The 25,101-nt window shown below is 64.6% G+C and carries 27 protein-coding genes; 20 read left to right on the top strand and 7 right to left on the bottom strand.

Features of this window, described 5'->3' with window-relative positions:
- Positions 1–35: 35 nt before the first annotated feature.
- The 4 genes from HG718_RS00360 to HG718_RS00345 form a co-directional block, all read right to left on the bottom strand.
- The gene (locus tag HG718_RS00360) at positions 36–449 is read right to left on the bottom strand and encodes a hypothetical protein (protein ID WP_160586559.1); all 414 of its coding nucleotides are present in this window, start codon (positions 447–449) and stop codon (positions 36–38) included.
- A 43-nt stretch (positions 450–492) separates the two neighbouring features.
- Positions 493–681, bottom strand: a complete 189-nt coding sequence (locus HG718_RS00355) for a hypothetical protein (protein ID WP_160586558.1) — start codon at positions 679–681, stop codon at positions 493–495.
- A 126-nt stretch (positions 682–807) separates the two neighbouring features.
- Complete coding sequence (locus tag HG718_RS00350; protein WP_160586557.1) at positions 808–1,512, bottom strand: hypothetical protein; 705 nt, start codon at positions 1,510–1,512, stop codon at positions 808–810.
- A gap of 59 nt (positions 1,513–1,571) precedes the next feature.
- Positions 1,572–3,014 carry a hypothetical protein gene (locus HG718_RS00345; protein ID WP_160586556.1) on the bottom strand — a complete coding sequence of 481 codons (1,443 nt, stop codon included), beginning with the start codon at positions 3,012–3,014 and terminating at the stop codon, positions 1,572–1,574.
- A 450-nt stretch (positions 3,015–3,464) separates the two neighbouring features.
- Here HG718_RS00345 and HG718_RS00340 point away from each other — a divergent pair, with 450 nt between their 5' ends.
- The 12 genes from HG718_RS00340 to HG718_RS00285 all read left to right on the top strand — a co-directional run bounded on the left by HG718_RS00340 (position 3,465) and on the right by HG718_RS00285 (position 13,776).
- A complete protein-coding gene (locus tag HG718_RS00340) occupies positions 3,465–5,141 on the top strand; it encodes an acyl-CoA dehydrogenase family protein (protein ID WP_160586555.1) in 1,677 nt (558 codons plus the stop codon).
- A gap of 129 nt (positions 5,142–5,270) precedes the next feature.
- A complete protein-coding gene (locus tag HG718_RS00335) occupies positions 5,271–6,323 on the top strand; it encodes an alpha/beta hydrolase (RefSeq protein ID WP_160586554.1) in 1,053 nt (350 codons plus the stop codon).
- Between the two features lie 18 nt (positions 6,324–6,341).
- A complete protein-coding gene (locus HG718_RS00330) occupies positions 6,342–6,548 on the top strand; it encodes a twin transmembrane helix small protein (protein ID WP_160586553.1) in 207 nt (68 codons plus the stop codon).
- Positions 6,549–6,663: 115 nt separating this feature from the next.
- Positions 6,664–7,161, top strand: a complete 498-nt coding sequence (locus HG718_RS00325) for a hypothetical protein (protein ID WP_160586552.1) — start codon at positions 6,664–6,666, stop codon at positions 7,159–7,161.
- A 133-nt stretch (positions 7,162–7,294) separates the two neighbouring features.
- A complete protein-coding gene (locus HG718_RS00320) occupies positions 7,295–8,182 on the top strand; it encodes a haloalkane dehalogenase (RefSeq protein ID WP_160586551.1) in 888 nt (295 codons plus the stop codon).
- 83 nt (positions 8,183–8,265) lie between these two features.
- A complete protein-coding gene (locus tag HG718_RS00315; protein ID WP_160586550.1) occupies positions 8,266–8,823 on the top strand; it encodes a DUF2975 domain-containing protein in 558 nt (185 codons plus the stop codon).
- A gap of 10 nt (positions 8,824–8,833) precedes the next feature.
- Positions 8,834–9,064, top strand: a complete 231-nt coding sequence (locus tag HG718_RS00310) for a helix-turn-helix domain-containing protein (RefSeq protein ID WP_160586549.1) — start codon at positions 8,834–8,836, stop codon at positions 9,062–9,064.
- Positions 9,065–9,362: 298 nt separating this feature from the next.
- Complete coding sequence (locus HG718_RS00305; RefSeq protein WP_160586548.1) at positions 9,363–10,070, top strand: rhomboid family intramembrane serine protease; 708 nt, start codon at positions 9,363–9,365, stop codon at positions 10,068–10,070.
- Between the two features lie 271 nt (positions 10,071–10,341).
- Positions 10,342–11,091: an electron transfer flavoprotein subunit beta/FixA family protein gene (locus HG718_RS00300; protein WP_027839449.1), complete on the top strand. Its 750-nt coding sequence runs from the start codon at positions 10,342–10,344 to the stop codon at positions 11,089–11,091.
- The gene (locus HG718_RS00295; RefSeq protein WP_160586547.1) at positions 11,091–12,029 is read left to right on the top strand and encodes an electron transfer flavoprotein subunit alpha/FixB family protein; all 939 of its coding nucleotides are present in this window, start codon (positions 11,091–11,093) and stop codon (positions 12,027–12,029) included. Before HG718_RS00300 ends, HG718_RS00295 begins: the two co-directional genes overlap by 1 nt.
- A gap of 169 nt (positions 12,030–12,198) precedes the next feature.
- Positions 12,199–13,074 (top strand): 3-hydroxybutyryl-CoA dehydrogenase, encoded by an 876-nt coding sequence (locus HG718_RS00290; RefSeq protein WP_027839451.1) that lies wholly within the window; start codon positions 12,199–12,201, stop codon positions 13,072–13,074.
- Positions 13,075–13,254: 180 nt separating this feature from the next.
- Positions 13,255–13,776: a PAS domain-containing protein gene (locus HG718_RS00285; protein ID WP_308936408.1), complete on the top strand. Its 522-nt coding sequence runs from the start codon at positions 13,255–13,257 to the stop codon at positions 13,774–13,776.
- Positions 13,777–13,786: 10 nt separating this feature from the next.
- On the opposite strand, the gene HG718_RS00280 is transcribed toward HG718_RS00285, so the two are convergent.
- Positions 13,787–14,482: a TlpA disulfide reductase family protein gene (locus HG718_RS00280; protein ID WP_160586545.1), complete on the bottom strand. Its 696-nt coding sequence runs from the start codon at positions 14,480–14,482 to the stop codon at positions 13,787–13,789.
- A gap of 46 nt (positions 14,483–14,528) precedes the next feature.
- On the opposite strand from HG718_RS00280, the gene argH reads away from it, so the two are divergent.
- The 4 genes from argH to HG718_RS00260 are packed head-to-tail and all read left to right on the top strand — an operon-like array spanning position 14,529 to position 20,097.
- Positions 14,529–15,908, top strand: coding sequence for an argininosuccinate lyase (gene argH, locus HG718_RS00275; RefSeq protein WP_160586544.1), 1,380 nt, complete (start codon positions 14,529–14,531; stop codon positions 15,906–15,908).
- Positions 15,905–16,156, top strand: coding sequence for an LPS translocon maturation chaperone LptM (gene lptM / locus HG718_RS00270; RefSeq protein ID WP_160586543.1), 252 nt, complete (start codon positions 15,905–15,907; stop codon positions 16,154–16,156). Before argH ends, lptM begins: the two co-directional genes overlap by 4 nt.
- A 22-nt stretch (positions 16,157–16,178) precedes the next feature.
- Positions 16,179–17,462 carry a diaminopimelate decarboxylase gene (lysA, locus tag HG718_RS00265; RefSeq protein WP_160586542.1) on the top strand — a complete coding sequence of 428 codons (1,284 nt, stop codon included), beginning with the start codon at positions 16,179–16,181 and terminating at the stop codon, positions 17,460–17,462.
- A gap of 55 nt (positions 17,463–17,517) precedes the next feature.
- The gene (locus tag HG718_RS00260) at positions 17,518–20,097 is read left to right on the top strand and encodes a TIGR02302 family protein (protein WP_160586541.1); all 2,580 of its coding nucleotides are present in this window, start codon (positions 17,518–17,520) and stop codon (positions 20,095–20,097) included.
- Here HG718_RS00260 and HG718_RS00255 read toward each other — a convergent pair.
- Positions 20,094–20,906 carry a zinc-ribbon domain-containing protein gene (locus HG718_RS00255; protein WP_160586540.1) on the bottom strand — a complete coding sequence of 271 codons (813 nt, stop codon included), beginning with the start codon at positions 20,904–20,906 and terminating at the stop codon, positions 20,094–20,096. The genes HG718_RS00260 and HG718_RS00255 overlap by 4 nt on opposite strands.
- A gap of 288 nt (positions 20,907–21,194) precedes the next feature.
- Here HG718_RS00255 and ftsE point away from each other — a divergent pair, with 288 nt between their 5' ends.
- The 4 genes from ftsE to HG718_RS00235 all read left to right on the top strand — a co-directional run bounded on the left by ftsE (position 21,195) and on the right by HG718_RS00235 (position 24,436).
- Positions 21,195–21,848 carry a cell division ATP-binding protein FtsE gene (gene ftsE / locus HG718_RS00250; RefSeq protein WP_160586539.1) on the top strand — a complete coding sequence of 218 codons (654 nt, stop codon included), beginning with the start codon at positions 21,195–21,197 and terminating at the stop codon, positions 21,846–21,848.
- Positions 21,845–22,825, top strand: a complete 981-nt coding sequence (locus HG718_RS00245) for a cell division protein FtsX (RefSeq protein WP_160586538.1) — start codon at positions 21,845–21,847, stop codon at positions 22,823–22,825. Before ftsE ends, HG718_RS00245 begins: the two co-directional genes overlap by 4 nt.
- A 202-nt stretch (positions 22,826–23,027) precedes the next feature.
- A complete protein-coding gene (locus HG718_RS00240; protein ID WP_160586537.1) occupies positions 23,028–23,672 on the top strand; it encodes a YdcF family protein in 645 nt (214 codons plus the stop codon).
- A 29-nt stretch (positions 23,673–23,701) separates the two neighbouring features.
- Positions 23,702–24,436 carry a lysophospholipid acyltransferase family protein gene (locus HG718_RS00235; RefSeq protein WP_160586536.1) on the top strand — a complete coding sequence of 245 codons (735 nt, stop codon included), beginning with the start codon at positions 23,702–23,704 and terminating at the stop codon, positions 24,434–24,436.
- 26 nt (positions 24,437–24,462) lie between these two features.
- Here the strand turns inward: HG718_RS00235 and HG718_RS00230 are convergent, their stop codons facing one another.
- Positions 24,463–25,044, bottom strand: coding sequence for a gamma-glutamylcyclotransferase (locus HG718_RS00230; RefSeq protein WP_244617569.1), 582 nt, complete (start codon positions 25,042–25,044; stop codon positions 24,463–24,465).
- Positions 25,045–25,101: the final 57 nt, after the last annotated feature.

Below are 25,101 nucleotides of genomic sequence, written 5' to 3'. Positions count from 1 at the left end.
GGTCAAGCCGCCGAGCCGCGCGAATGGTGAGCGCCCTAGCCCGCGGCAAAGGCACCGAAGCTGCGGGTCTCATGCCGGGTGAGCCGCTGGGTTTCCTCGACCAGCACCGCGTCAACGCTGAGACTGCCCCGCAAGGACGAGGCAATGCTCTCGGCCGCCTTGCGGCTGGGCAACTCGGCTTCGACCCAGATGCTCATCCAGCCGGGCTCAAGGCCGGCCCTCGATGAAAACCGCTTAGGCACGAGGCCGCGCTTGGAGAACGGCGTCAATAGGCGCGGCAGGGTTTCCGCTTCGGCAATGGCCCGGATGGTGAAGGCGAAGAGACGCGGCGCATTGGGCCGCGCAGGCAGCGCCGGATCCTCGGACACCGGGTCCGGGGCCAGTGGCAGGGAATGGTCCGTAGACGGCGCAGCAGCGCCGGGCGCCCGCAGGCGAATAAAGGGAGACATGAGTTCAAGAAACCGAAAATGACGTCGACAGAAAGGGAATGGCTTAACGGGCGCCGGTGGTGCCCATGTCCCGGCTGCACATCACAGCCGGGCCGGTAAGGCCGGTAAGCCACATGCCGGTGGAGCGGCAGGCGCCATGGGCGTCCGCATGCGGCGCGCATACGCCAATGCGCATGGTCCCGTCCGCAAGGACGGCCAGTGCGCGCACACTCCTGGTCGGTTTCTTGGTCATAACGGCGCGCAGCCTAAACCCGCAGCGTCCGCCCCGCCAAGGGGCAATTCTGCATGGCACCTGCGCGTGTGGCCCGAACGTGGTTTTCGCGCATCACCTGACGGGGCCTCATCCGGGCCGGCAGGACTACCAGTCGTAAAGGCCGGTGAAGCTGCCAAAGCCCGCCTGGCCCGCCCACGCAGCCCAGGTCGCCCGCAGGCGTTCCGTCGTCTTGGGGCTGTTGAGCCCCTGGCCGAGGCCGAGGATCTGCAATTCGGCGCAGCCTGCGAACCGGCCATGCCCCGGCGCGGGCAAGGTGGCGCGCGCATTTTTGAGCCGCGCATATTCGCTGTCTTCCACCCCGTCGGTCAGCAGCACGAAGCGTACGGGGCCCGCGGAACAATCGACCACCTGAGACATGGTCTCGAGGAAGGGCAGGATGTTGGTCTTGTTCTGGGCGGTGAGCTTGCCGTCGCGAACGAGCTTGGGCACCCCGGAAATGAGCGTCTTCAGCCCGCGCGCAAAGTCATCCGGCTTCGCACGCGCCGTGAGCACCTGGTCGATCCGCAGGGTGTTGGAGGTGGCATCATAGGAGCCGAAGCTGCGCACCATCACCCGCCCGCGCAGGGGCACCTCTTCCACCATGGGCGCAACCCTGTCCGCCACCCGGCGGGCATAGGCATCATTGCTGACCATCGGATTGGATTTCGACAGATCAAGCCCGATGACCAGCACCGGCGCTGCTTCCCCAGCCGGCACGACAGGCTGGTCCGTACTCTGCGCCCCGGCGGGCGAGAGACCGATGACAAGTCCCAGAAGGGCGGCAGGCAGAAAGCTGAGACGGCGGGCCATCAGGCAACGCTCCTTGCAACGGAAAGGCGACGGGCCAAGCCCGTGAGTCGGAGTTTGGGTCAGGCCGACAGCGGCGGCAGGGCCTGCTGGGCCGGGCGATGCGGCAGCGACGGCACCGCCACATCCGCCCCCTGCGCCAGCGCCGTCTGGCTGCGGCTGGCCCACCAGGTGTCGAAGATTTCCTCATAGGCCTCGACCGACATGGACTGTTCGTTGCGCTCGAGCCGCGCGCGCAGGCTGTCGCGGTCATCCGTGTCCGCCGTATCGCCGATGGGCTGCATGGCGGCACCATTGCCCATGCCAAAGAAACCACGGCGGCCCGGGGCAGCACGCGACGGGCGCGACAGCCCCGCCTTGGCTTCGTTCATGCCGTCGAGATGCGCCTGCACCTCGCGCATGAGCCCCGCCCACAGGATCGCCCGGCGCGCCTGCGGCTGCCGCAGCTGCTCGATCTCGCGGGCCAGCTGCACATATTCGTGCTCCCGGCGCGTCAGATCCGCAGCCTGGGCCGCACGCTGCCGGTATTCGCCGACGGCCACCAGATGCGTGAAGCCTCGGACGGCGCTGTGCAGGGCAATGGCCGCAACACCGGTGACCACCAGGAAGATGACCCCGAGGGACGCCAGCCAGGTAACGGCGTGAACGTCCCGCGACAGAGCCTCCTCTGCGATGCCGGGCGCCACCGGTGCGGCAGGCACGGCTGCGCCTTCGCCCCCGAGGCCAAGGCCAGCCAGCGCTTCATCAAGCGACGTCGTACCGCCGAAGGTGTCGGCGGACCCGGCAGGCAGCGACATGGTGGCAAGCAGGAAGCCGAGACCGGCGAGCATGAGAAGGGCAAAGACAAAGACAATGCGGGTAAAGGTCTTCTGACCGACGGGACCAAGGGACGCGAACACGAAATGCGCTGCGATCGCCGCGAACAGCACCTGCAGCGACTTGAACCCGACCGAGTCCGCCAGCGACCCCGGCAGTTCCAGGAATTCATTCGCCAGCGCACGCGTCCAGAACTCGCTGACGATCGTGTAATCCACAAACAGCGCACCGGCGAAGATCAAAAGCCCCACGAGAATCGCCATCACATGCATCGGCATCTGCCGTGCATTCTGGGCGCTGGCCTGAAGGTAATAGTCGATGCGCGTCCGCACCGAATGGGGAATGAGGCCTGAGGAGTCACCGTCGGTGCCCAACTCGGGCGAGTTATCCGAACCGAGCTTGCGTCCGAACAGGCCGCGGCGGCCTTCCACATATTCGTCCGCCCCGGCAAAGGGCGCCTGCGACAGCCGCCGGGCCGTGCTTTCGATCTGCGGCTTCAAGGCCTCGGCGCGCGCGCTGTCGTTGATGTAGCGCTGCGACAGATCCTGATCGAGTTCCGACAGGCGCGAGACGAGATGCAGTTTGGACAGAGGCTCCGCGTTGCGACCGCAATTGCGGGCGGCGGTGCTGCCTTCGCGCGGCGCCAGGGACGCCGGGTCGAAATGCTGACTGGTTTGTGCTGCGGACATCTAGCTTCACACGCCTCCCACGAGGCGGTCCCGGATGGTTGATCCCTCGAATTCAGGCTCCCGGACCTGCGGATGATCGCCCGCGCCGGAAGTTACGCAGATAACTGGGTCATGCCCCGAACCCTGCGGGCGGTCGGATGAACGCACCCTGAACAGGTTAACGCTGTCCCTGCCTCCGGCGCTGGTCCCGCCGCCGGGCCGACCTTCCCAATCAGGTTGAACGTCGCGGAAACAACGGTTTCTGCTTCCCGGAGGGGCAAGCATGACTTGTGCCAGAATAGGACGAAATACGGCCATCCAATGGCGTTGCGTTAACGGATGCGACCGCTGCCGAGTGAGGCACAAGGTTCCCACCCTTTCCCTCCAGCGCCTTTGCCCCACCCTTTTGTGAAACCAACTGCTGCGCTGTAGGATCGCGCGCAAAATCACGCACCGAGGAACGTCCCCTTCATGAGCCTGGCCGAACACCACACCTCTTCCGCCTCCGCCCCGTCCGGCATCACGGCCCGCGCGGCAACTGCCGCAGAGGCTGCCCGCGCCTATCTGGCCGCGGCACGGGAGGTGGTGTCTGCCCGCGTGGCCCCCGGCGGCAAGGTTGATGCAGCTTTGCTTGAGCGCGAGCAGGTCGCCGCGCACGGCCTGGCCTGGACGGCCACCTATGTGGAAACGCTGACCCAGCTGGCGGACTATCTGGCCCGCATGGAAAGCCAGGGCACGCTGACGGCGATGGAAGAGGCGCTGGCCGGACTCGCCATCGGCGAATATGTGGCCGAACTGACCGGCGGCCTGCCCATGAGCCAGGGCGAAATCCTGCGCCCCGCGGATATGGGTGTGGCGCAGGATGCGGTTGATGCGCTGACTGACGCCACAGCCGGGCTGTTCACAGAGGCCGCCTCCGCTGAAGCGCGGGTTGCCCTGGCACGAATGATCGAGGCGGATAGCTCGGGCTTTTACGGCAATGCCGGGCTGGATGAGACCCTGGACCTCGTACGCAGCCAGTTCCGCCGCTTTGCCGATGACAAAGTCACGCCCTTCGCCCATCAATGGCACCTCAAGGACGACCTCATTCCCCTTGAGGTCATCCGCGAAATGTCCGAGCTGGGTGTCTTCGGCCTGACAATCCCTGAAAATGCAGGCGGGCTGGGCATGGGCAAGATCGCCATGTGCGTCGTGTCCGAGGAACTGAGCCGCGGCTATATTGGCGTCGGCTCCCTCGGCACCCGCTCGGAGATTGCCGCCGAACTCATCATGGCGGGTGGCACCGAAGAGCAAAAGGCGCGCCTGCTGCCGAAGATCGCCTCCGGCGAAATCCTGCCCACTGCCGTTTTCACCGAACCCAATACGGGCTCGGACCTCGCAAGCCTGCGGACGCGCGCCATGAAGTCCGGCGACAGCTATGTCATCACCGGCAACAAGACGTGGATTACCCACGCAGCCCGCGCCGACATGATGACCCTGCTGGCCCGCTCCAACCCGGATGCGCCGGGCTATAAGGGCCTGTCCATGTTCCTCGTGGAAAAACCGCGTGGCACCGACGCCGAGCCATTCCCCCTTGAGGGCATGAGCGGCGGGGAAATCGGCGTGCTCGGCTATCGCGGCATGAAGGAATATGAGATCGGTTTTGATGGCGTCGAGGTGCCCGCGTCCGCCCTGCTCGGCGGCGAGGAAGGCCGCGGCTTCAAGCAGCTTATGGCAACATTCGAAAGCGCCCGCATTCAGACAGCGGCCCGCGCCGTGGGCGTGGCGCAGGCAGCGCTTGATTTGGGTCTGGCCTACGCCACCGAAAGGCAGCAATTCGGCAAGGCGCTGATCAACTTCCCCCGCGTTGCCGGCAAACTCGCCATGATGGCGGCTGAAATCCTCGCCGCCCGTCAGCTCACTTACTTCGCTGCCCGTGAAAAGGACCAGGGACATCGCTGCGACCTTGAGGCAGGCATGGCCAAGCTGCTGGGCGCACGCGTGGCCTGGGCTGCTGCCGACAATGCGCTGCAGATCCATGGCGGCAACGGCTTCGCCCTCGAATATCCAGTCAGCCGTGTCCTCTGCGATGCCCGCATTCTCAACATTTTCGAAGGGGCTGCCGAAATCCAGGCGCAGGTAATTGCCCGCCGGTTGCTCGAGAGCTGACGGGCAGCAGCCCGCTTTGCCCGATCGCTGCCTCAGCGCTGTCACGGTTCACCATTGCACGCCGTCTTGAATTGCATGGCGGACGCCGGGCTGGAATAGTCGGCGCGCCAGGGAGATGGGGGATCAGTGATGGCCGGGATGACGGCGGATAATCGGCTGTGGAAACGCATTGGGCTTGGGGCAGCGCTGGCCGTTCCTCTTGTGGTGCTGGTGCTCGTGGTTGGCGTTTTGCCGACACTTCTGATGGCGGCACAGCGTGAGGCCCTCGAAGATACCCCGGCGGACCATGGCATAGCTTACGAGGATGTGAGCCTCACCACCGCAGACGGCGTGGCCATTAATGGCTGGTGGATGCCCGATGCAACGCCCGCAGGCATCGATGAGTTCACCGGCGAGCCCATCGAGACACGCGGGGTGATCATCTTCATCCATGGCGCCAACTCGAACCGCGCTGACCCCTATGTGAATGCCTTTGGCCTCTACAAGCTGCTGACCCGCATGCAGCACCATGTGCTTGCAATCGACATGCGCAATTCCGGCACGTCACAAGCCTGGGGCGGCGGACAGCTGGACTGGGGGCGCGCCGAAGCCAGGGACGTGCTGGCCGCTGTCGACTATGCCCAGATACGCGGCGGTGGGGAGCCGATCATCCCCTTCGGCGTCTCCATGGGCGGTGCGGCAGCCCTGACAGCGGCAGCGCAGGACAGCCGCATTCGCGGGCTTATCCTCCTCGACCCGATGCTTGATACCTATGACACCATGGCCCGCGGCACCGTCGCGGCAGCCGGGTTTCCCCTGGCCCTGGCCCATGTGACCACGACAGCAGCCGGGCTGCTGCACGGGGCGCCGGCATTCGAGACGACCCTCAAGGACCAGGGTATGACCTATGCCCGGCCGACCCTGCTGATCCAGGACGAACGTGATCCTGTGAACCGCCGCATCCATGCCGAAGAGATTGTGGCCGCCAACCGCAACATCGACCTGTGGGTGGCCCCGCATCCGGCGGACGACCACCCGCTCCTGGCCGCAGCTGGCGGCTGGGGCACGCATGTGGCGGCCTTCCAGCTCTACCCGGATGAGGTGGCGGCTCTTCTCGATGCCTATCTCACCATGGTCCATGCCATCTGCGATGCTGAGGATCTCGAAGCTGCGGCATCCATGCCCCTTGCCGGGGCACGCTGAAACACTAAGGTTCTGCCCATGGACATTTTCGACATCCTGATCCCGGTTTCACTCGCTGCCGTGGCATTCGTGCTCGCGGCCGGCATCATCAATATGTGGCGCGGCGGCGGTGAGGCGGCAGCCTCCCGCTCGCAGATGCTGATGCGCTGGCGCGTGATGCTGCAATTCGTGGCGATCGTCATCATCGTCATCGCCTTCTGGGTGCAGGGCTTCCGCCCCTTCTGACCAGCCGGCTCCGCCCCCAATTTACCCTCACATGCATCAGGGCCTTTTCAGGGCCGCTGATCCTTCCGATATGATGCATCTGGGAACCGGCAGATCTCGATGGGAGGAGCAGCCTATGAACGACGCGGTGAACCAGGCGGAGGAACCCGACACCGGCCTGCTGAAGGCCGGACCCGACAGGCGGGAAGACCGCTGGGCGCTGGTCTGGGATGTGCTGGTCTTTCAGGCAAAGCTCGGCCTTGATGCCTTGCGTGACTTCGTACTCAGCCCGTTTTCCTTCGGGGCGCTTCTGCTGGGGCTGGTCGCCGGAGGTGACAGACCCTATCGCTATTTCGAAGGACTGCTCCGGTTCGGTCGCCAGACCGAACGGATCATCAACCTCTTTGGCACGGCACGCGTGCCCTACGACCCCTATGAGGGCACCAGCGACCACCTTGCCGTGGACAAGCTGTTCTCCAACGTGGAAGAGCTGCTGCGCCGCAATGTGGATGGCAGCCAGAAGGCATCCGCGGCAAAGCACAAGGTCGATGAGACCATCGACGAGCTGGAAGCCCGGCTGGAACGCCTGCGCGCAAAAGCCAAGCAGCGTTTCGATGGACAGGCCGAAGCCTGAGCTGCCTTGAAATACAGGTCATCCCCGCTGGTCCGTCTGTGAACCACAAGGTCGCAAAACTGTGTGTGGGCTTGCCGGGTCTGGCGCACTAGGGTGTAGGTGCAAAAACAGAACTCACGTCCGGGAGCGCCTGATGACCGAGATTTCCACCGCTGAACACCCCAAGAAGACAGTCACCGTCAAAGGCAAGACCATGTCCTACGTGGAGATGGGTGAGGGTGACCCCATTGTCTTCCTGCATGGCAATCCGACCTCCTCCTATCTGTGGCGGAACATCATGCCGCATCTGAAGGGCCTGGGCCGCTGCATCGCCCCCGACCTGATCGGCATGGGAGACTCCGACAAACTCGATAATCCGGGTCCGGACAGTTACACCTTTGCACAGCACCGCGAGTATCTGGATGGTGTGCTGGACGCCCTCGGTGTGACCGGAAACGTCGTGCTGGTCATCCACGACTGGGGGTCCGCCCTGGGCTTTGATTGGGCCAGCCGCCACCGCGACGCAGTGCAGGGCATCGTCTATATGGAAGGCATCGTGAAGCCGATGACCTGGGATGAATGGCCGGATGCCGCGACCGCCGTGTTCCAGGGCTTCCGCAGCCCCGCCGGCGAAGAGATGGTGCTGGAGAAGAATGTCTTCGTCGAGACGGTGCTGCCAGGCTCAATCATCCGTGGACTGACGGAAGATGAGATGGCCGTCTATCGGCGTCCCTTTGCCGAGAAGGGCGAAGACCGCCGCCCCACCCTTACCTGGCCGCGGCAGATCCCGATCGAGGGCGACCCGGCGGATGTTGTGAAAATCGTCGAGGACTACGGCAATTGGCTGTCGCAGGCGGACCTGCCGAAGCTCTTCGTCAATGCCGAGCCGGGCGCGATCCTGACGGGAGCCATGCGGGATTTCTGCCGCAGCTGGCCCAACCAGACGGAAGTGACCGTGAAGGGCAGCCATTTCATCCAGGAAGATAGCCCGCACGAGATCGGCACGGCGACCGCGGACTTCGTCGGAAAGCTGCGAAACTAGCTGCACTACGGCGATTAATTATTGCAATACAATAAAAATACATCATAAAACGGCATGGTCATCGACCTTCAAAGGACCTGGCCATGCCGCTTTCCGACATCCGCCTTGCCCGCATTCAACGCGCCAGCGCCTGGCTGCATCTCGTTCTGACAGCCCTGCTGCCGGGGATCCCGCTCCTGCTGGCCCTCGGCTGGGCGCTGATCCCCGATGCGCAGCTGGGCGACAGCCTCGGCCTCAAGATGATGCCCGGTGCGCAGCCCGGCCCGCTGACATTGCTGGACCGCACAATGGGTTTCGGCGCCTCCCTGCTGCTGCCGACGGGCGTCATCCTCTATGGCGTGTGGCATTTGCGGGCGCTGTTCGGCCTGTACGCCCGGGGCATTATTCTCGGGCCCGACAACGCAGAGCGCCTGCGGGCCCTGGCCATGACCCTCATCCTATGGGTGCCGGCGCAAATGCTGGGCGATATCGTGGTGTCTCTCGCCATGAGCCTCGACAATGCGGTCGGCGAGCGCTTCGTGGCGATCTCGCTGTCGAGCAACGATGTCGCCATCGCGCTGGTCGGGGCCGTGGCGCTGGTGATCTCGTGGGTGATGGTGGAAGCTGCCCGCGCCGCCGAAGACAGCGCCAGCATCGTCTAGAGGGGCATCCATGCCGATTATCGTCACCCTCGATGTCATGCTTGCCCGCCGCAAGATGAAAGGCCGCGACCTTGCCCGGGCGGTCGGCATCACCGAAGCCAACCTGTCATTGCTCAAATCCGGCAAGGTCAAGGGCATCCGCTTCGCGACGCTTGAAGCCATCTGCCGGGAGCTGGACTGCGCCCCCGGCGATATCCTCGCCTATGAGCCGGAGCCCACCGAACAGGGAGATCCTTCATGACGGGAAGGCCCTCATGAAAAGAACGATGCCCGCAGGTGCGCTGCTGCTGGCCTGCCTCCTGACACCGGCCTTGGCAGCCTGCACCCAGGAGAGCAGGACGCGCAGCATGGAGCGGTGGTGCGACAGCAGCAGCCGGTGCGACCGGCCGCAGAGCACGCGGGACTACTGCACCGGCAATCCTCACTGCACGGCCGATCGAAGCAGGCTGTTTTAAAGTGTCCCCTTGCCGTAAGCTTGCGGCAAGCGCCCCCGGCAATGCGGCCAATGCGGGGGCACGCCAGTTCCCGGGTAGCCCTCGATGTTCATTCCCATCCACGACGACAACCCCCTCAAGGTCATCTCCTTCCAGCGGGTGACCGTGGGGCTGATCATTGCCAATGTGCTGACCTTCCTCTGGCAGACCTCCCTCGCTCCCGGCGAGATGATTGCCGCCGACCAGGCCTTCGGCGTTGTGCCGGCCGCGCTTGTGGGCGGGCTGCCGGATTTCGGTGCCTTCCCAGAGGAACTGGCGCTGCTCACTTACATGTTCCTGCACGCCGACGTCTGGCACTTAGCTGGCAACATGCTGTTCCTGTGGGTGCTCGGCGACAATGTGGAGGATGACCTCGGCCATCTGCGCTACCTGGCCTTCTATCTGCTCTGCGGCGTGGCGGCAGCGCTCCTCTTTTCGGTCCTCAAACCGGACTCCACCGTGCCGCTGATCGGTGCCAGCGGCGCCACCTCGGGCCTTGTCGCCGCCTATCTGATGCTCCACCCCCGGGTCCGCATGTGGGCGGTCTTCGTGATGCGCATCCCGCTCTACGTCCCCGCCTGGGGCGTGCTGGGCGGCTGGGTCGCCTTTCAGGTAGTGATGGTGGTTGCCGATCCCGGCAGTCCGACCGCCTGGTGGGGCCATATCGGCGGCTTTCTGGCAGGCCTCGTGCTCACGCCGCTCCTGAAGCGGCCCGGCGTGCCCCTGTTCGGTCGCGCCCCGATCCGCCGCATGCAGGACCCGGCCCCGCGCTGACATCGGCAGATATATATGTCGCACTGCGACATATATGCGCTTGGCACGGAATATATACGCAATATTTCTTCGCCAGGGAGCAGGCCTGCCTGCGCGTTGACTCGCCTACGGGGGCCAAGTAGGTTCCCGCACCGCAACAATACTCGGGGTCTTGCACACTCCGGGTTTGCTTGGTTTTTCCCTCCAGTGTCAGCACTTCTTGCAAGGTCTGACGGCCTGATGGGCAAAAGCGCAAGCTCCATCAAGATTCGCAAGTTCGGAGACTGCCTCCATGAAAGTGCTCGTGCCGATCAAGCGCGTGGTCGATTACAACGTGAAGGTCCGCGTGAAAGCGGACCAGTCCGGCGTTGAACTGGCCAACGTCAAGATGTCGATGAACCCGTTCGACGAAATCGCCGTTGAAGAAGCCGTCCGCCTGAAGGAAGCCGGCACCGCCACCGAAGTGGTGGTCGTGTCCATCGGCCCGCAGCAGGCCCAGGAAACCCTGCGCACCGCGCTGGCCATGGGCGCTGATCGCGGCATCCTGGTAAAGACCGACGACACGGTCGAGCCGCTCAACGTCGCCAAGATCCTCAAGGGTGTGGTCGACGCCGAAGGCCCGGAACTCGTCATCCTCGGCAAGCAGGCCATTGACGACGATTCCAACCAGACCGGTCAGATGCTCGCAGCCCTCCTCGGCTGGGCCCAGGGCACCTTCGCCGCCAAGATCGAAAAGCAGGACGGCAAGCTCAACGTCGTCCGCGAAATCGACGGCGGCACACAGACCGTGTCCCTCACCCTGCCGGCCATCGTGACCGCCGACCTGCGCCTCAACGAGCCGCGCTACGCGTCGCTGCCGAACATCATGAAGGCCAAGAAGAAGCCGATCGACGAGAAGGCTCCGGCCGATTTCGGCGGTGAGACCACCCCGCGCCTGAAGGTGCTGAAGGTGACCGAGCCGGCCGAACGCCAGGCAGGCGTCAAGGTCGAGACCGTTGCTGAACTCGTCAGCAAGCTGAAGAACGAAGCCGGAGTTATCTAATGACCACGCTCCTTATCGCAGAACACACGGGCGCCGCCCTCAACGACGCCACCGCCAAGGCGCTGACCGCCGCCACCCAGATCGGTGGTGATGTGCACATTCTGGTGGCCGGTGAGAATTGCGGCGCTGCCGCCGAAGCCGCGTCCAAGCTGGAAGGTGCCGCCAAGGTGCTGGTTGCCGACGACGCCCAGTACGCCAAGCAGGTTGCCGAGCCGATGGCCGCCCTCATCGTGAGCCTCGCAGGCTCCTATGACGCGATCCTCACCCCGGCCACCACCAACGGCAAGAACTACATGCCGCGCGTGGCAGCCCTGCTGGACGTGGCGCAGATCTCGGAGATCATGTCGGTTGAAAGCGCCGATACGTTCACCCGCCCGATCTATGCCGGTAACGCCATCGAGCACGTCCAGTCCACCGACGCCAAGAAGGTCATCACGGTCCGCACCGCGTCCTTCAACGCTGCCGGCGACGGCGGTTCGGCTGCTGTCGAGAACGTTGCTGCCGCCGACAATCCCGGCCTGTCCGAATTCGTCGGCGAAGAGCTGACCAAGTCCGACCGTCCGGAGCTGACCGCTGCCAAGATCATCGTCTCCGGTGGCCGTGGCATGCAGTCCGGCGACAACTTCGCCATGCTCGACAAGGTGGCCGACAAGCTCGGCGCCGCCGTCGGTGCCTCGCGCGCCGCTGTGGACGCGGGCTTCGTGCCCAACGATTACCAGGTCGGCCAGACCGGCAAGATCGTGGCCCCTGAGCTCTACATCGCCGTCGGCATTTCCGGTGCCATCCAGCACCTGGCCGGCATGAAGGACTCCAAGGTCATCGTCGCCATCAACAAGGATGAGGAAGCTCCGATCTTCCAGGTTGCCGATTACGGCCTGGTCGCGGACCTCTTCACGGCGGTGCCGGAGCTTGAAGCCGAGCTCGACAAGGTTCTCTAAGCCTTCCCAAAAGGCTTGAATACGCTACGCTTCCCCGGGGCCTTGGTGCATACTACCAGCCCCGGGCAAGCCCCTCCCCTGAAGTGAGCGGTGCGCCCGCAATGCGATGTGCCGGCCCGACGGCCCGGCCCCAGGCAGGCAGCAGACCGCGGACAGGACAGTAATTCTCATGAATATCGGTACGGTCGGTGTGATCGGTGCAGGGCAGATGGGCAACGGTATCGCCCATGTGTGCGCCCTGTCGGGTCTGGACGTCATCCTGCATGATGTGGACGAAGGCGCGATTGAGCGCGGCCTTGCCACCATCAACGGCAACCTCGCCCGCCAGGTTGCCAAAGGCGCCATCGACGATGCTACCCGTGATACCACGCTGAAGCGCATCCGCCCCTCCGGCGGCCTGGACGCGCTCGCGGCTTGCGACCTCGTGATCGAGAGCGCCACGGAAGAAGAACAGATCAAACGCAAGATTTTCGCCGATGTCTGCCCGGTCCTGCCGGAGCACACCATTCTGGCGACCAATACCTCGTCGATCTCCATCACCCGCCTGGCCGCCTCGACAGACCGTCCGGAGCGCTTCATGGGCATTCATTTCATGAATCCCGTGCCGGTCATGGAACTGGTCGAACTCGTGCGCGGCATCGCCACCGACGAAAAGACCTTCGAGGCCTCGAGGAATTTCGTGGCCCATATCGGCAAGAAGGCGACCGTGGCGGAAGATTTTCCGGCCTTCATCGTCAATCGCATCCTGCTGCCGATGATCAACGAAGCAATCTACACCCTCTATGAGGGCGTCGGCAGTGTCGAAGCCATCGACACCGCCATGAAGCTGGGCGCCAACCACCCGATGGGCCCGCTCGAACTGGCTGATTTCATCGGTCTCGACACCTGCCTGTCGATCATGCAGGTGCTCTATGAGGGCTTGGCGGACTCCAAGTACCGCCCCTGCCCGCTGCTGGTGAAATATGTCGAAGCCGGATGGCTGGGTCGCAAGACCAGTCGCGGTTTCTACGATTACCGCGGTGATTCTCCGGTTCCCACCCGGTAACCCCCTCAGCACCGCCTCACATCACAGAGGCATCGCCGGGCGGTTTCAACAGAAACGCCCGGTTTTCTGCTGTTTTTCACGTTCCCGTTAACCATAACCACCATTAAGGCGCCAACACGCTTTGGTTGCTGACGTTTTGTCGGTACACCTTATGAAGGTGGTTAATTCTGACTAAGAAGTGTGTGTTTAGTGTCTAGTTCCGACCTTCCGGCTGCACCTGATGCCGGGTTCACTTTTGTCGCCGCTCCGAGCCACCCTGGCGCGGAGCGATTGTTTGCTTATTGGTCAGAAAAATGCGCAGGCAAAGCCATGCCAGACCGCGCGGACATCAATCTGGCTGACCTGTCCGACATCGCGCCGAACCTGGCGATCACCGAACCCCTCGAGGACGGTGATTTCCGAATTCGCCTGTTTGGCTCCGCCCTCACCCAGATGACCGGTGAGGAACGCACGGGGATGAAAGTATCCGAGATCGGCCGATCGTCCCCGGAGAACGCCATCAGCCGCCGCTGGTCTGCAATCCAGAAGGCCGCAATCTCACGCGGCGCCCCGGTATTCGCAGTCACCAAGGCATCAAGCGCTGAACGGGATCACCTGATCTATCACGCGGTCTGCCTGCCGTTGACCCATGGCGGCAGCGAGGTGGGACAGATCCTGGGTGCCCTCTTCACCACGTATCGGCAGACCGGCGAAGCTTCCTGATTCACACGGTTCAGGATGCCGGACCGCCCGTCTCATCCGCGTCAATCGCGGCCCGGATGAGGGCTATGGCAGTGCCGGTATCCCAGTGCGCAGGCCCGACAAGCCGCCCAAGGCTCCGCCCCTGCCTGTCAATCAGCAGTGTCGTCGGCAGCCCGAAAGCACCGAGCGGCACATTCATCCGGCCCGTTTCGTCATGGTAGAGCGCCAGATTGCTGACGCCGATCTCCGCCAGAAAGTCGCGCGGCTTGTCGATACCGCCCCGGTCGAGGCTGAGCGCCAGTACCTCGAACTCGTCACTGCCTAGTTCCGCCTGCAGCCTGTCCAGCGCGGGCATTTCCTCCCGGCACGGGCCGCACCAGGTAGCCCACAGATTGAGCAGCACAACCCGTCCTTCGAAGTCATCGAGGGTGAGCCGGTTCCCTTCCGCGTCCACAAAGCTGATGGGCTTGAGATCAAGCGGGGCTTCTGCGGGCACGAAATTCTCGACGGCGCCCACGGTCAGCGGGGCGAGGTCAACAGTGGCAGCCTCCGCATCTGCACGCTCGACAGCGCCGTTACGATCACCATCCGATTTGCCACCCATCGGGCCCATGCCGTATAGAACCGCCGCAATGACCGCCGCGAGAATGAAGGCGGTGAGCTGAAAGCGGGTCTTGGGTGACACTTTCTTCTCGTCGGATTTGGCGGGGCCGGTTTCACGGGACATCGGACACGTTTTCCTGACAGCTAAGACAACGACAAAGGCACAGACTGTGGGCAACAAAATGTGGGGCGGCCGGTTCGCGGACGGACCTGACGCCATCATGGAAGCAATCAACGTTTCCATCGACTTCGATCAGCGCCTGGCCCGGCAGGACATTGCCGGAAGCCGCGCCCATGCTCAAATGTTGTCCGACAGCGGCATTATCTCAAGCGACGACCTGGCCGAAATTCTCAAGGGGCTGGACCAGGTCGAACAAGAACTCGTGAACGGCACCTTCCCGTTCCGCCGCGACCTTGAGGACATCCACATGAACGTGGAAGCCCGCCTGCGCGACCTCGTCGGCCCGGCTGCAGGCCGCCTGCACACCGCCCGGTCGCGCAACGACCAGGTGGCGACAGACTTCAAGCTGCATGTGCGCGAGCGCCTGGAGGCTTTCGATGAGGGCCTGAAGGAATTGCAGACCGTGCTGGTGGACCAGGCCGAGCAGCACACGGACACCGTGATGCCCGGCTTCACGCATCTGCAGACCGCCCAGCCCGTGACCTTCGGCCATCATTGCCTGGCCTATGTGGAAATGCTGGCGCGTGACCGCGGCCGGTTTCAGGATGCCCATGCCCGCGCAGGGCTGAGCCCGCTCGGCTCTGCCGCTCTGGCCGGCACGTCCTTCCCCATCAACCGTGAGCAGACGGCCAAGGCGCTCGGCTTCGACGGGCCGACCCGCAACTCGCTTGATGCCGTTGCTGACCGCGACTTCGTGCTCGAAACCCTGTCGGCTGCCAGCATCTGCGCGGTTCACCTGTCGCGGCTGGCCGAGGAAATCGTCATCTGGACGTCGTCGCAGTTCAATTTCGTGCGCCTGCCGGACAAGTTCTCCACCGGGTCGTCGATCATGCCGCAGAAGCGCAATCCGGACGCGGCAGAACTCGTGCGCGCCAAGCCAGGCCGCATCATCGGCGCGCTCAACAGCCTGCTGATCATGCTCAAGGGCCTTCCCATGACCTATTCAAAGGACATGCAGGAAGACAAGGAACCGGCCTTTGATGCGATGGACGCCCTTGATGTGGCGATTGCTGCGATGACCGGCATGATCCGTGATCTGACGGTGAACAAGGACGCCATGCGTGCCAGCGCCGGCACGGGCTTTTCCACTGCCACCGATCTGGCGGACTGGCTGGTGCGCGAGCTCAACATGCCGTTCCGCGATGCGCATCACGTGACAGGCAGCCTCGTGGCCGCTGCCGAGGCCAAGGGCTGCGACCTTGACGGGCTGACGCTAGAAGAGATGCAGCAGGCTGAACCCAAGATCACTGCCGAGGTTTTTGACGTGCTGGGCCTCGACAACTCGGTCAAAAGCCGCACAAGCTTCGGCGGGACGGCGCCGGATAATGTGCGCGCCCAGGTAGCCTATTGGCGGGAGCAGCTTTCATGACCGCAGCGACATCCTTCGGCAGGCTTGCCGTGGCAGCTCTTCTGGCTCTTGTGGTCGCCGGCTGCGGCGTCCGCGGAGCCCTGGTGCCGCCAGAAGGCCGCGACACGCTGCTTGGTCCCGACAAGGATTTCCCGGAACCCACCGGCGAGCCCTCACCCGCCGCCACGGCACCTGCTCCGGAAGCCCAGCGCGAAACGCCCGAGGAGAGCTCCCGGCCGCGCTTCCCCGCCCCGGAAGCCGTCAACTAGGCCGAAAGCCGGAACACGACAGATGCACCATTTTGCCTATAAGAACGGCGTTCTTCACGCCGAGGACGTCTCCCTGTCGGCCATTGCCGATGCCGTGGGCACACCGTTTTACTGCTACTCCACAGCAACGCTCGAGCGGCATTTCCGCGTTTTCTCCGACGCCTTCAAGCCCGGCACCAGCGGCAACAAGGCACTTGTGTGCTTTTCGGTGAAGTCCAACTCCAACCTCGCCGTTGTCTCGACGCTGGCAAAGATGGGGGCCGGTGCTGACGTCGTCTCCCAGGGCGAAATCCGCATCGCGCGCAAGGCGGGCATTCCGGCGGACAGGATCGTCTTTTCCGGCGTCGGCAAGACGCGCGAGGAGATGGCCTATGCGCTCGACGAAGGCATCCTCATGTTCAATGTGGAAAGCGAGCCGGAGCTTGAAGCGCTCAATGAGGTGGCCGTTACCAAGAACATGCGCGCGCCCATCTCGCTGCGGGTGAACCCGGATGTGGATGCCAACACCCATGTGAAGATCACCACCGGCAAGGCTGAAAACAAGTTCGGCATCGCCTGGGAGCGCGCGCACGCGGTCTATGCCCGCGCCGCTGACCTGCCGGGCATCGAGATTGTCGGCGTCGATGTGCATATCGGCAGCCAGATCACCAGCCTCGACCCGTTCAAGGCAGCCTTCGCCAAGGTGGCGGAGCTTGTGCGCGAGCTGAAGGCGCAGGGCCACGCCGTGCACAATGTGGATCTCGGCGGCGGGCTGGGCATTCCCTACATGCAGGGCAATGAGCCGCCGCCTCACCCCGAAGACTATGGCCGCATCGCCTGCGAGGCCTTCGCCGACCTCGATGTGCGCCTGCTGTTTGAGCCGGGCCGGATCATTGCGGGGAACGCAGGCGTGCTGGTGACCGAAGTCACCTATGTGAAGCATGGCGAGGCCAAGGACTTCCTGATCCTCGACGCGGGCATGAACGATCTGATCCGCCCGACGCTCTATGACGCCTGGCACGACATGCTGCCGGTGACAGAGCCCGCGCCCGACCACCCGCGGCTGAAGGCCGACATTGTGGGGCCTGTCTGCGAAAGCGGCGACACCTTTGCAAAGGATCGTGATCTGCCGCTGCTTGCCCAGGGCGACCGTCTGGCTATCCTTTCCGCAGGAGCCTATGGCGCGGTGCAGGCCTCGACCTACAATGCGCGTCCCCTGGTGGCCGAAGTGATGGTCAATGGGGCAGACTGGGCCGTGGTCCGCGAGCGCCAAACTTATGACGCTTTGCTGGCTGACAACCGGATGCCGGACTGGCTGGACCGCTGACCCTCTCCCAGGGCGTCGCGCGCCGGCCGGCAAGCCTTTGGGAGCGTGACAGCCTTTGATCCGCAAGCGCCGCGACACCGCCGCAGACCATCTGCCGCCCGCCCTGAAGCGGAAGGTGGCACTGACGCGTGCGGGCCTAGCCTGGGAGCGCCTGTGGCCCGAACTCGTAGCACCCTTGAGCCTCACCGGCGTCTATGGGGCCGTGGCACTGGTCAATGGCTGGCAGTCGGTGCCCGCTCCCCTGCACTGGCTCGCCCTTGCCGGCACGCTCGGCGGGTCTGCCTGGCTCTTGATCCGCAGTTTGCGCGGCTGGCGCTGGCCTGAAACCGAGGAAGCCCTGCGCCGTATCGAGCGGCAGTCAGGCCTCAGGCATCGCCCCCTATCCGCGCTGGCCGACGACCGCGCTGACTTCGCAGGCGACCGCAACGAAGGCTCTGCCCTCTGGGCGGCCCATCAGGCCCGCCTTGAAGGCGCCATGCGGCAGGCCAGGTTCGCATCCCCACGCTCGCGGGCACCCGAGACCGACCGCTATGCCCTGCGCGGCGCAGCCTTCCTTCTTGTCGCCGCAGCCCTTGTACATGCAGGCCGCGACGCTCCGGCGCGGCTGGCTGACAATCTGCTGCCCGGCACCTTCTCGGGCAGCAGTACCGCCATCGCCTACGATGCCTGGATCACACCGCCGGCCTATACCGGCGTGCCGCCGCTGTTCCTCAATTCTGCCCCCCGTGGCGAGGATGGTGCCCCGGCTCCGGTCTCCGTCCCCACCGGCAGCGAACTCACCGCCCGCATCTATGGTGCCGGCAGCGCCGAAGCACGCCTTGGCGACGGTGACCATCCCTTTGCCGATGCCGCGTCAGGGGCTCATGAGATCGCCCTTAAACTGACGCAGGAGGGCACGCTTGCCCTGGCCGCCAATGGCCGGGTGCTCGACAGCTACGCCCTGACGCTCACCCCCGATCATGCGCCGCAGATCACCTTCACCGACGGCGATGCCCTCTCCGTCACGCCGCAGCTGACCCTCGCCGTCGGCTACGACCTGCTGGACGATTACGGCATCACCCAGGCGGAAATGCGCATCACCCTGCCGGATCCGGACACGACCGACATCACCGCCGACGGCGATGAGGGTGACGGCACCGCCAGCACGGAAATCGGGGCTCTTGCGGCCATCGACCCGCCGGTCCTCAAACTGCCGCTGCCGTCGCCCCGCGTCACCGAGGCGGAAGCCGAATTCACTTACAAGGACCTGACAAGCCACCCCTGGGCCGGCCTGCAGGTCGCAATCACGCTGGCAGCCTTCGATGAAGCAGGCCAGGAGGGGCTGAGCGGCACCCGGATCATGCGCCTGCCGCAGCGCCGCTTCACCAACCCCGTCGCACGCGCCGTCATCGAGCAGCGCCAGCGCCTTGCCCGCAAACCCGACGATGCACCCCGCGTCGCCCGCGCGCTGAATGCCCTCACCCTGCACGCAGACCGTTACTACGAGACCGCAACCGACTATCTGCCCCTGCGCGCCGCCTATTGGCGCCTGAAGGGAGCCGACCACGAAGGCGACCTGGACGGCATCTACGAGCTCTTGTGGGACGTAGCGCTGCATTTCGAGGACGGGAAGCTCTCTCTGGCTGAAACCGCCCTGCGCGACGCTCAGGACGCTCTGATGGACGCCCTGGCGAATGGCGCGCCGGATGCAGAGATCGACCGCCTGATGCAGGAATTGCGGCAGGCGATGGATGAGTTCCTGCAGGCCCTGGCACAGCAACAGATGCAGGCCGGCCCCAATGGGGATACCGCGCAGTTGCCGCCAGACGCCCAGATGATCGAACGCGGCGACCTCGAAGACATGCTCGATGCGCTCCAGGACCTCGCCCAGTCCGGATCGCGCGACGCTGCCCGGCAGCTGCTCTCCGAATTGCAGCGCATGATGGAAAACCTTGCCAGCGGCACGCCCGGCCAGATGGCCATGACGCCGCCACAGTCGGCCATGAATGACGCCATCGGCCAGATGGGCGAAATCATCGACCAGCAGCGTGCCCTGCAGGATGAAACCGTGCAGCAGGGCAACAGCCAGGACTTCCAGGCAGGCGGCCGTGAAGGTGATCAGCAAGGGGGCTCCCAGGGCGGCAACCAGGCAGGCAAGGGCCAGCCGGGCGCAGGCCCCAATGGCGAGCTTCAGCGGCGGCAGGGCGGCATCCGAGACGAGCTGAGCCGACTGCGCGAGGGGCTGGATGGCTCCGGCGTCTCTCAGCCCTCCGCTCTCGGCCGCGCCGAACGGGCCATGCAGGACGCGGAAGACGCCCTTGCCCAGGGCGACACCGAACGCGCCGCCCGCAAACAGGGTGAAGCCATTGAGAACCTTCGCGACGGGGCACAGGCCCTGGCCGAAACCCTGCTCGAGGATCTCGCCATGGGCGATCAGCAGGGCCAGGATCAGGGGCGCGGCGGAGAAGGCCGCGACCCGCTGGGCCGCCCCCAGCGCAGCTCCGGCCCGCAACAGGGCGATGGCGTCGAGGTGCCGGACGAGACTGATATCCAGCGGGCCCGACGTATCCTCGAAGAGTTACAGCGCCGCGCCGGTGACCGCTCACGGCCGCCGGTGGAGCTCGATTATCTCAACAGATTGTTGCAGCGCTTCTAGCTGCCGGCGCCACTGCCCGTCCCGCCACCGGAATACTCACCCGGCTCAACGAAGCGCAGTACGAAATCCGACGCCTGGGCGGGCGGGCTTGAAAGCCGGGTGACGAACTCCGCCACCGCACCGCCGTCAAGTTCCCCCTCGGGAATCGCAAAGAAATAGTGATAGAGCTCGCGGCCTTCCGCGTCCCTGAGCGCCAGCCGCACCCGCGGCACGGGCGCCCGCTCTTCGGTCACATTGATGATCTCCCCGCGTACCGACAGCACGTCGAGACCATTTTCCTTCGTTTCCTCGAAGGTGACCTGGCGGAATTCCATGTGATGGACCGCCACCGGAAATCCGATCGCATCGTAGAGCTTTGCCGTAGCGGGCCAGTAGGCCGCCACATCGCCCCGGAAGGCGATGAGGGAGCCGAAAAACACACCGACAAATACGACAAGGATACTCCAGCCGATAATCGCGCCCCGGCGGGACTTCTTGGCCGGCGTGAAGGCGGATGTCTCAGCACCCGGAGACGGTTTCGCCTTCCTGGCCGGCGCAGGCTCTTCCGTCGCGGGAACGGGCTCCGCGGCCGCCGCAACAACGGCAGGCTCGTCAGCAGGTTCGGGAGCGGGCTCCGGCTGAGGCTCTGGTTCAGGTGCCGGGTCGGGCACTGCCTCGCCTGTCGGCGCAGGCACTGCGGCCTCGTCTTCCGGCGGCTCCTGAAACCACTCATTGCCGCATTCCTTGCAGCGCACCTTGCGGCCAGGCGCCTTGAAGGCCTCGGCCTTCACCGTGTAGCGCGTCTCGCATTCTGGGCAAGTGATGATCATCGGCAGGCGGAGCGTCTTTATGAAAAGGGCGCAGCACATGCGCCGGATTTCGTCGTCGGGTGGTTTTGCACGCAGCCACCGGTTAGGCAAGTCACAGGCCATGTGTCCCGGCCGCTCACCTGCACGCAGGTTACAGGACGGCACCTATGGCACTTGCCCTCTCTATGGGCCACAGTCCGTTAAAACTGCGCTAACCATGCCGCGATTCGGCGTGTAGGGCAGGTTTTTTGCCATTTTCAGCCCCGCTGGCCACCTTGCCGGCCGATTGGAACGATGTGAGGTACGCGGGTGATCCGCTTCGAGAATGTTGGATTGCGCTACGGATTGGGGCCTGAGGTCCTGCGCGACATCAGCTTCCATCTCGAACCGGGCGGCTTCCACTTCCTCACCGGCCCGTCAGGCGCCGGCAAGACATCGCTCCTCAAGCTGATGTTCCTCGCCCTGCGTCCGTCGCGCGGGCTCATCACCATGTTCGGCAATGACCTTGCCACCACCAGCCGCCAGGACCTGCCGGCCCTGCGCCGGCGCATCGGCGTGGTGTTTCAGGAATTCCGCCTGCTGGATCACCTCACAACATTTGAGAACGTCGCCCTGCCCCTGCGCATCGCAGGCCACGACATGGACGACTACCGCGACGACGTGATTGAGCTTTTGCAATGGGTCGGGCTGGGCGAACGCATGCATGCAACACCAGCCACCCTGTCCGGCGGTGAGAAACAGCGCGCTGCAATCGCCCGCGCCGTTGTCGCCCGGCCTGATGTGCTGCTCGCTGACGAACCGACCGGCAATGTGGACCCGGACATGGGTCTGCGCCTGCTCCGGCTGTTCGAGGAACTGAACCGCTTCGGCACCACCGTGCTGATCGCTACTCATGATCACGCGCTCGTGGAGCGGTCAGGCGCCCCCGTGCTGCATCTGGCCAAGGGCGAGCTCATCCAATGATCCGTGGCTGGCGCAAACAGGGATTGTCGCAGGCCCTTGCCAATGGCATCGGCCAGCGCTTCGGCCTGACCGGGCCCAACAGCCCGGGCGATGACGCGCTCACTCCGTCAACCGATCTGATGCCGCGCGGCCGGGGAGGTGCGGCGCTGGGCGTCGTGGTGGCGGGTATGTGCTATCTCGCCTGCCTCGCCTTGGGTGGTGCATTGCTCACATCTGACGCCAGCCGCGCCTGGACCCGGGACCTCGACCGCGCCCTGACGATTCAAATCGTCCCGCGCGGCGGCGCCGATGTGGAAGCAGAGGCGCAAGCTGTCATCGCGCTGATGGAGGCAGATCCCGCTTTCGCCCGCGTTGAAGCCCTGTCCCAGTCCGCCTCCGCTGCCCTCATCGAACCATGGCTTGGCAATGCCGACGCGCTGATGGGCCTGCCGGTCCCCCTGCTGATCCATGCGGACCTTGCTGAAGGTGCCAGCGTTGATCTCGAGATGCTGCGCGCCCGCATCCGCGCCATAGCTCCCAACGCAACCCTCGATACCCATGCCCGCTGGCGCGATGAGCTGGCAGGTGCAGCCACGGTTGTTGAGCTGGTCGGGCTGGGCATCCTCGCCCTGGTGGCGCTCACGACCGCTGCCATCGTTGTCTTCGCCACCCGTTCGGCCCTGGCCGCCAACCGCGACACGGTCGAGGTGCTGCACCTGATAGGTGCCCGCGACAGTTTCATCGCCGGGGAAGTCCAGCGGCAATTCCTCGATACCGGCCTCAAGGCCAGCCTCGGCGGCTGGGCCGCAGCGGCTGTGACCTTCATGGTTTTCGGCATGGCCGCTTCCGACGGGACAGGCGACGTCACCCTGTTGCCCCAGTTGCAGATGCCATGGACGCATTACCTGATCCTGCTGGCAGTGCCCGTAGCCGCTACCGCATTGACGGCCATTGCCGCGCGAATGACCGTCATGCGCGCCCTCGCCCCCACGCTTTAGCCATAATCTTCGGTTTTTGTTCACCCTGTCGCGGGCACACTTCAGGCCTGTGATGGGCCGGACGCCCACGCGCCGTTAACTGCGCCATTAACCTTTCGGCACGGGGCATGGTCGCGGGGCCGGACATCGCTCCTGTATTGTTGGCTGCTTTTGTCCTGTCACCACGTGCTTCCAAGCGGGAGCCTTCTATCCGGTCCACGACGTGAACAGTTCCATTCCCATCTTCCGGCACAAGAAGCCCCGCCGTGGCGGTCTGTCCGTGCTGGCGCGCGTGGGCATGGGGTTCGCGCTGGTACTGGTGCTGATGGCCGGTGGAGGCTTCCTCAGCTTCCTCGCCGCCATTCCGGAACCGCAGCAACCGCTCGACCCGTCATCTGCTCCAAGCGCCGACGGGATCGTGGTCCTCACAGGCGGGCGGGATCGCATCGCCGTAGCCATGCAGCTTCTGGAAGCCGGACGCGGCGCCCGCCTGCTCATTTCAGGCGTCAATGAAGAGATCACCCGCGAAGATCTTGCCGCCAGCTTCGGCGGCGACGGCACCAGGTTCGGGTGCTGCGTCGATCTTGGTTTCGCTGCCCGCACAACAGTGGGCAATGCCGAGGAAACCGCTGACTGGGTCGCGGAACAGGGATTCAGGTCGCTCGTGGTCGTCACCAGCGATTATCACATGCCGCGCAGCCTTGCCCTGCTGCGCCACCGCATGCCCGCAGTCAGCTTCGCCCCCTATGCCGTGGCGATGGACGGTCCCAGCACCAACCGGGCCCTGCGCAATGTCAAGCTTGCGCGCATCCTTGTCACGGAGTACGCGAAATACGTCGTCACCCTGGTGCATCACCGGCTGGGGTGAGGCCACGTCAACAATAGATAGTTGCCCCTGTGACCGCGCTTCGCTCCCTCGCCTACCAACTCTATCTCTACACGGCCAGCGCCATCATCACGCTGGGCGCCCTGCCGCTGCTCGTACTGCCGCGCCGGTTTACCGGCGCCGGCATCCGTTTCTGGTCGCGGGTACAGCTCTGGGGTGCTGCCCATATCACCGGCGTGCGATATGAGATTCGCGGGCAGGAAAACCTGCCGGACGGCCCCTGCCTCATTGCATCCAAGCATCAGAGCATGTGGGACACGATCTTCTGGGCCGTGGCAGCAAAAGACCCTGCCATCGTGCTGAAACAGGAACTGACCTACATCCCGCTCTATGGCTGGTACGCGCTGAAGGCTGGCATGATTTCCATCAATCGCGGCTCCGGCCCGTCGGCCATCCGAAAGCTGGTTCGCCAGGGCCGCCGCGCCGTAGCCGAGGGCAGGCCGATCGTCATCTTCCCGGAAGGCAGCCGCATGGCGCCGGGAGCACCGCCCGCCTACAAGCCCGGGGCCGCCGCGCTTTATACCCATCTGGATATTCCCTGCGTGCCGGTAGCGCTCAACTCCGGTCTCTACTGGGCGCGCCGCGCCATGAAGCGCCAGCCCGGCACCATCGTCGTAGAAATCCTTCCGCCCATCGAACCGGGGCTGAAACGGCGCGATTTCATGGCAAGGCTGGAAGGCGCCATCGAACCCGCCACGCAGAAACTGGTGGAAGAGGCACAGCAGACCCTGTCCTACCGGGATTGATCAGCCACGCTACGCGGTTCGGACAATCACGCCTCCAGCCGCTGCTCCACGGCTTTCAGCAAGTCTTCAAGCCCCCGGTCACGGATACCCATATGGCGCAGATGCACCACCATGCTCGCCAGGTAATCCGGATTGCGGCCTGACTTGCCCTCACTGCGCGCAATCAGCCCCGCCTGCGTCTCCATGTCGAGCGCGCCTGCATACTGCTCATGGCGCGGGTCCGCCACATAAGTCAGCACCTTGGGCAGGCGCTTGCCGTCCGACAGCCGCAATGCGCCCACCCACACCTCGCGATAGACAGCCGTCACCTGCTCACGCTCGCGCAGATAGGCGATTGTCTCATCAGACTGTTCGGCAGCCACGCGGTAGAGCATGCCCCGGCAGGAACCGCCCCGGGTAAGCCCCAACACAAGCCCAGGCCGGTCCGGCGTGCCGCGATGGTGATAACTGTAGACGCAGAAGCCCCGGTGATACCCCGTGATGCGCGCCTGGTGCTGTTCGAGATACGCAAACCCCGGCCGCCACATCAGCGAGCCGTATCCGAAAACCCACAGGTCCTCATCACAGTTTCGGCCAGAATTCTCCGTATGCAGGCTTTCGCCGGGCAAATGCTCTATCCTCGCAGCGCTCGCTTGTTCATTCCCGCTCCGCAATAGCGCAGGTCC

This window comes from Pyruvatibacter mobilis, from assembly GCF_012848855.1.
Classification (GTDB): Bacteria; Pseudomonadota; Alphaproteobacteria; order CGMCC-115125; family CGMCC-115125; genus Pyruvatibacter; species Pyruvatibacter mobilis.
The sequence above is the reverse complement of the archived record's forward strand: the minus strand, read 5'-3'. Positions and strand labels throughout refer to the sequence as shown.